The sequence below is a fragment of the Pontibacterium sp. genome (genome assembly GCF_041587635.1).
In the GTDB taxonomy this organism is placed as follows: Bacteria; Pseudomonadota; Gammaproteobacteria; order Pseudomonadales; family Balneatricaceae; genus Pontibacterium.
In genome coordinates, this window is the sequence record NZ_JBFGYC010000322.1 from 1 (window position 1) to 4,700 (window position 4,700).

General features: G+C 51.1%; 5 protein-coding genes. 2 read left to right on the forward strand and 3 right to left on the reverse strand.

Translation table 11 applies throughout. The features are described from left to right. Window positions 1-49: 49 nt before the first annotated feature. A complete protein-coding gene (locus ABYW01_RS14550) occupies window positions 50-1,021 on the reverse strand; it encodes a hypothetical protein (RefSeq protein ID WP_372833948.1) in 972 nt (323 codons plus the stop codon). A gap of 108 nt (window positions 1,022-1,129) precedes the next feature. After that, window positions 1,130-1,588, reverse strand: a complete 459-nt coding sequence (locus ABYW01_RS14555) for a MaoC family dehydratase (RefSeq protein WP_372833951.1) — start codon at window positions 1,586-1,588, stop codon at window positions 1,130-1,132. 319 nt (window positions 1,589-1,907) lie between these two features. Here ABYW01_RS14555 and ABYW01_RS14560 point away from each other — a divergent pair, with 319 nt between their 5' ends. Then, window positions 1,908-2,648 carry a glutathione peroxidase gene (locus ABYW01_RS14560; RefSeq protein WP_372833952.1) on the forward strand — a complete coding sequence of 247 codons (741 nt, stop codon included), beginning with the start codon at window positions 1,908-1,910 and terminating at the stop codon, window positions 2,646-2,648. Window positions 2,649-3,333: 685 nt separating this feature from the next. Here the strand turns inward: ABYW01_RS14560 and ABYW01_RS14565 are convergent. Continuing rightward, window positions 3,334-4,002, reverse strand: coding sequence for an endonuclease (locus ABYW01_RS14565; protein WP_372833954.1), 669 nt, complete (start codon window positions 4,000-4,002; stop codon window positions 3,334-3,336). A gap of 240 nt (window positions 4,003-4,242) precedes the next feature. Between ABYW01_RS14565 and ABYW01_RS14570 the strand changes: the two genes are divergently transcribed. Then, window positions 4,243-4,611: a YacL family protein gene (locus ABYW01_RS14570; protein ID WP_372833957.1), complete on the forward strand. Its 369-nt coding sequence runs from the start codon at window positions 4,243-4,245 to the stop codon at window positions 4,609-4,611. Window positions 4,612-4,700: the final 89 nt, after the last annotated feature.

Sequence of the window (4,700 nt, forward strand, 5' to 3'; positions counted from 1 at the left end):
ACTCCTCGATCACGATCAGCTCGTCCACAGTTTGCGCAAACTCACGCAACTAGCTTTCTTCAAGTGGCCAGGTCACCACGACTTTAAACAATGACAAACCCAGTTCGTCACGCTGCTGCTGACTGATACCCAGATCGTTCAGTGCTTCCAGCGTGTCTGCGTAGCTCTTGCCCGCAGTCACGATACCAAAACGCCGCTTGGCTGAATCTTTGGTTACCCGGTTCAGGTTATTGGCTTTAACGAAGGCTTTAACTGCGGGAATACGCGCCACCGCCATACGGTGATCCTGATCCACCGACTGATCCGGCCAGCGGATATGCACCCCACACTCCGGCATCTCAAAGTCGGTCGGCAGAACCGTCTGCGTGTGTGCCGGATCCACATCCACCATGTACCAGGATTCAGCAATATCAGACACCGACTTCACGGCCACCCAAACACCCGCAAAGCGCGACAGCTGGTAGGCAACCAAGCCGTAATCGTAAATATCCTGTACGGAAGAGCACTGCATCACCGGGATACACAAACCGGACAACACATACTCACTCTGCTGCTGAATACTGGAGGACCGGCTCATCGGGTCATCGCCCACCGCCATCACCACACCACCCTTCGGATGGGTGCCCCAGAGATTACCGTGATGCAGAGCATCGGCCGCCTGATCGACACCCGGACCTTTGCCGTACCAGAGGCCAAAGACGCCGTCGAATTGACTGGAGCCAAAGAAATCGATCTGTTGAGAACCCCAGACAGCGGTCGCCGCCATTGCCTCATTCACACCGGGGTTAAATTTGATGTTGCGCTCACCCAGCGCTTTACCGACCCGCTTGGCATCCTGATCAAAATGGCCAAACGGGGAACCGCGATAGCCGGAGATAAATCCGGCCGTATTCAATCCGGCTTCCTGATCGCGCCGGTGCTGTTCAAATGTCAGGCGCAGATACGCCTGATTGCCGGACATAAATACCGGGCCGTTTTGTTCTACATAAGTCTGTTCTGGACGTTTTTTCGGTGCTGACATATTCACTTCCATCGATACAAAGTGCTAAAGCCACCGACTGCATAAACAGATGGCTGTGGTTCAAAAGAGTGTGGCTGGACTAAACGCTGCGCATACCGCTGGCAGTGCTCAGCCCATCATCGCTTTCACTTTTTGCGGAATCGGTTTTACAACGCCTTCGCCGGTAATGATCTTTTCCCCCTGCTCATCAAAGCACTCGGTACTTAAGGTCACGGTATTGGTGTCGTTATCGATCGCCTTCACCGTAACGACGGCGCGGTAGTCCCGGCCAAAAAATGCGGGCCGCAAAAACTCAACACTCTGCTTTAACCAGAGCGCACCTTGTCCCGGCATATCCATACCCAACAAACCGGAAAACTGAGAAACAGAAAACATGCCGTGCGCGACACGTTCGCGGAAAATACTGGTGGCGGCATACGCCTCATCGTGATGGGCAGGATTCCAGTCACCTGAAATCTCTGAAAATTGAATCGCATCCTCGTAATCAATGCTGTATTGCTTCTCTGCACTCATGCCCACGCGCAGATCCTGAACTGTCATACATCCTTTTGGTTTAGGTATATCCATGCGTACCCTTCCCCCACAGATCGTTCGATTTATAGTTATATGCTGTCGGGCCGCTTGATCATCTGATCAATCCGCACTCACCTCTGTGCGTATAAAATTTGACCAATCACTCATATGATCAAACCCTGTACAGCCCGCGTCTATCCTTGGGGTATAGAGCAAGCGCAATGCCAATACCGTTGGCATTAGCCTTTCGGACAGTCCACAGACCTCTATAGCTTTTATCAATCAAAACCATTTTATTGTTTAATTTTATTAAAAAGTCGTCTTTGCATACTATTTACCTATCGAAACGAACAACACCACGGAGATCGAAAACATGTTCCAGAATCGCGAAGGTCAGGCAGTCCCACAGGTAAGCTTCCCGGTACGTGAAGGTAACGATTGGAAAACCCTCACCACCGACCAGCTGTTTAAAGGAAAAACTGTGATCGTCTTTGCTTTGCCAGGCGCATTCACACCCACCTGTTCCAGCACTCACCTGCCGCGTTACAACGAGCTGGCACCCGTATTTAAAGCCAACGGCGTCGACGACATTATCTGTCTGTCCGTAAACGACACCTTTGTGATGAATGCATGGGCGGAAGATCAGAAAGCGGAAAAAATTACCTTCCTGCCAGACGGCAACGGTGAATTCAGCGAAGGCATGGGTTTGTTGGTCGATAAAAACGATCTGGGCTTTGGCAAACGCAGCTGGCGTTACTCGATGCTGGTGAAAGACGGCATCATCGACCAGATGTTCATCGAGCCAGACCTGCCAGGCGACCCATTTGAAGTCTCCGATGCAGACACCATGCTGAACTACATCAACCCAAATGCGGAACAGCCAAAGCGTGTAACCATGATCACTAAGCCGGGTTGCGGACACTGCACCCGTGCGAAGAATGCGCTGAAAGTACGTGGCTACAAGTTTGAAGAGATCGAACTGGGGACAAATGGTGTGAGCTACAGCACATTGACGGCGATTTCCGGTCAGGGTACGACCCCTCAGATCTTTATCGACGGCGAACACGTGGGTGGAGCTGATGAGCTCGAGAGCTGGTTGGGCGCTAACGTTTAAGGCGCTGACGCGCGGTTTTTACAGTAGAGTTGGTTTTGGGGAGAGCTTTTTAGCTCTCCTTTTTTTGTTTGAGGTTATTTTTGCAGTCAGTCTGGATTTGCTAAGAAACACTGGAGAGTAAATCAATTTTTGTGGTTCTTTTTTGCTTTTCTTTTTCGCCCTGTTTGGGCGAGGTAAGGGGAGTCGCTGAACTCCCCTTACCAATCCCCGTCAGCCCCACTACTTGCCGGACTCCGTCCGGTTCCCTGTGCGTTTCGGCTTACCGTGGGGCTGCGGAACTCGTCGCTTCACTCCTCAGACAGTCCTCGCCTTAATCCACGATAACCCTGCAATGCTCGGCTTCGTAAAGGGGATCATATCCCTCAGTAACCTGAGCGTTTTACACAAGGATCAAGAGTAAAACGGTGTACAAAAATGATGCCTCGCTCGGATTGCATTCCCTTCTACGCAGCTGAGCATTGCAGAAATAAAGCGTTAAAAGCGAATTCTGTCTGAGGCCAAAGGCCGAGTTCATTCGCTTAGCTTTATTTCGAAACGCGCAGGGAACACCGCAAAGCGGTGCAAGTAGTAGGGTTGGCCGGGATTGGTAAGGGAGGGACAATCCCCTCCCTTGCCTCGCCCAAGAGGGGCGAAAAAAGAAATTGAAACGCACACCTCAAAGCTCAAACAAGCGATGAAGGAGGCATTACTTCACGTATGGATTCCGATTCCCCTGCCGCTCCTCAATCAAATCATTCCGCTTCCGTTCCCAGTCATCCACCGGATCTTGCTTCGCCCATGCCTCAAACATCCGACGCTGTTGTTTACTCAGCCGCACACCATACATATCCCGCATATAAAAATAGGTCCGCGCAATATCACCCCGCAGATACGGTGCTGGCTCTGCCTTACGGGCTTTAAAGTCGATCTCCACATCACAGCTGCCGTAGGCGCGCTTCTCACCTTCCAACATCCCGAAACGGTAGTTAGAACGGTCCCCGTTCACCTCGCCAACTGCCGGAACGAGGTTGTGCATATCGGCTTCCATCTGCTTAAAGTCCGGATTCTTGCGGCAGTTCTTACGTCCACCGTCCTGCCAACACTGCAGCTGATGACCAAACGCCCAAGCCGGCATCACATGTTCCCACTCGATGCGTTTGGCACGCTTGGCATTTTTTCGCGGGTCATATCCACAGCTATCCAGATCTGGGATCAGCTTTTTACCCTGCTTTTTATAATCGCAGCCACAGTAAAAACTCACCGGCTGATCAGCATAGATCTCTGCCAGAATACGTTTCGATTTACTGAACGAGGGTTGTGCGGCGTGCGCCACGTTAAATATGAGGAGAGCGACTAAAAAGGTCCTTAAGAACATAACGGCATCCAGACATACGTCGGCACTCCTTTGCCTCTAACTTTGTCGCCTGCTTCCCTGATCGTATGACGTGTCAGATCGATCTCAGGCGAAACGCTGATGGGTATAAACGCGCCGATAGTAGCATGATCTTCCTTTCAACTGGCTGAACAAACCTGTCGGATACCATCGAAAAAATCTTCAGCGGTGATATAGTGTGCGCCCTTTTCCTTCAAGCCTAAAACACGAGACATCCGCACCATGGAATACGAATTCAGTCAGGATTTCACCGGCCCGGAAGCCCGCTTTTCAATGGGTCATGAAGCACTGGGTTACTGGCTGACGCAGGAAGTGGGAGACCGGGCGGACAAAATCAGTTCGCTGTTTAAGGCACTGGATAACCTCACCCAAGGCACCGCATGGGACTTTGAGATGGAAGGTTTCGAATACGACCTGATGCTGAGTCGTGACGACGCCTCAGTAAAAGCCCACAGCCTTAATGCCGGAGACGAAGCCGATCTGGAAGAGGATATGGATTTCTACGATGCCGAATCCTCCGCCCGTTGTGGCTTAGAGGACTTCTCTTCACTGCTGAAAGACTGGGCAGAGTTCGTGGGGTATTCAGCATAAGAATATTTAAATTGTCGGAACGTATGAATAACTATATTACTTAAGACAACGTCCCACCCGAAGGTGATCTTCCCCCGAAAAATGGACTG

Excerpts from the sequence above, each read along its gene's own strand:
- ABYW01_RS14550 (WP_372833948.1), bottom strand. The coding sequence starts at position 1,021 with ATGTCAGCACCGAAAAAACGTCCAGAACAGACTTATGTAGAACAAAAC.
- ABYW01_RS14555 (WP_372833951.1), bottom strand. The coding sequence starts at position 1,588 with ATGGATATACCTAAACCAAAAGGATGTATGACAGTTCAGGATCTGCGC.
- ABYW01_RS14560 (WP_372833952.1), top strand. The coding sequence starts at position 1,908 with ATGTTCCAGAATCGCGAAGGTCAGGCAGTCCCACAGGTAAGCTTCCCG.
- ABYW01_RS14565 (WP_372833954.1), bottom strand. The coding sequence starts at position 4,002 with ATGTTCTTAAGGACCTTTTTAGTCGCTCTCCTCATATTTAACGTGGCG.
- ABYW01_RS14570 (WP_372833957.1), top strand. The coding sequence starts at position 4,243 with ATGGAATACGAATTCAGTCAGGATTTCACCGGCCCGGAAGCCCGCTTT.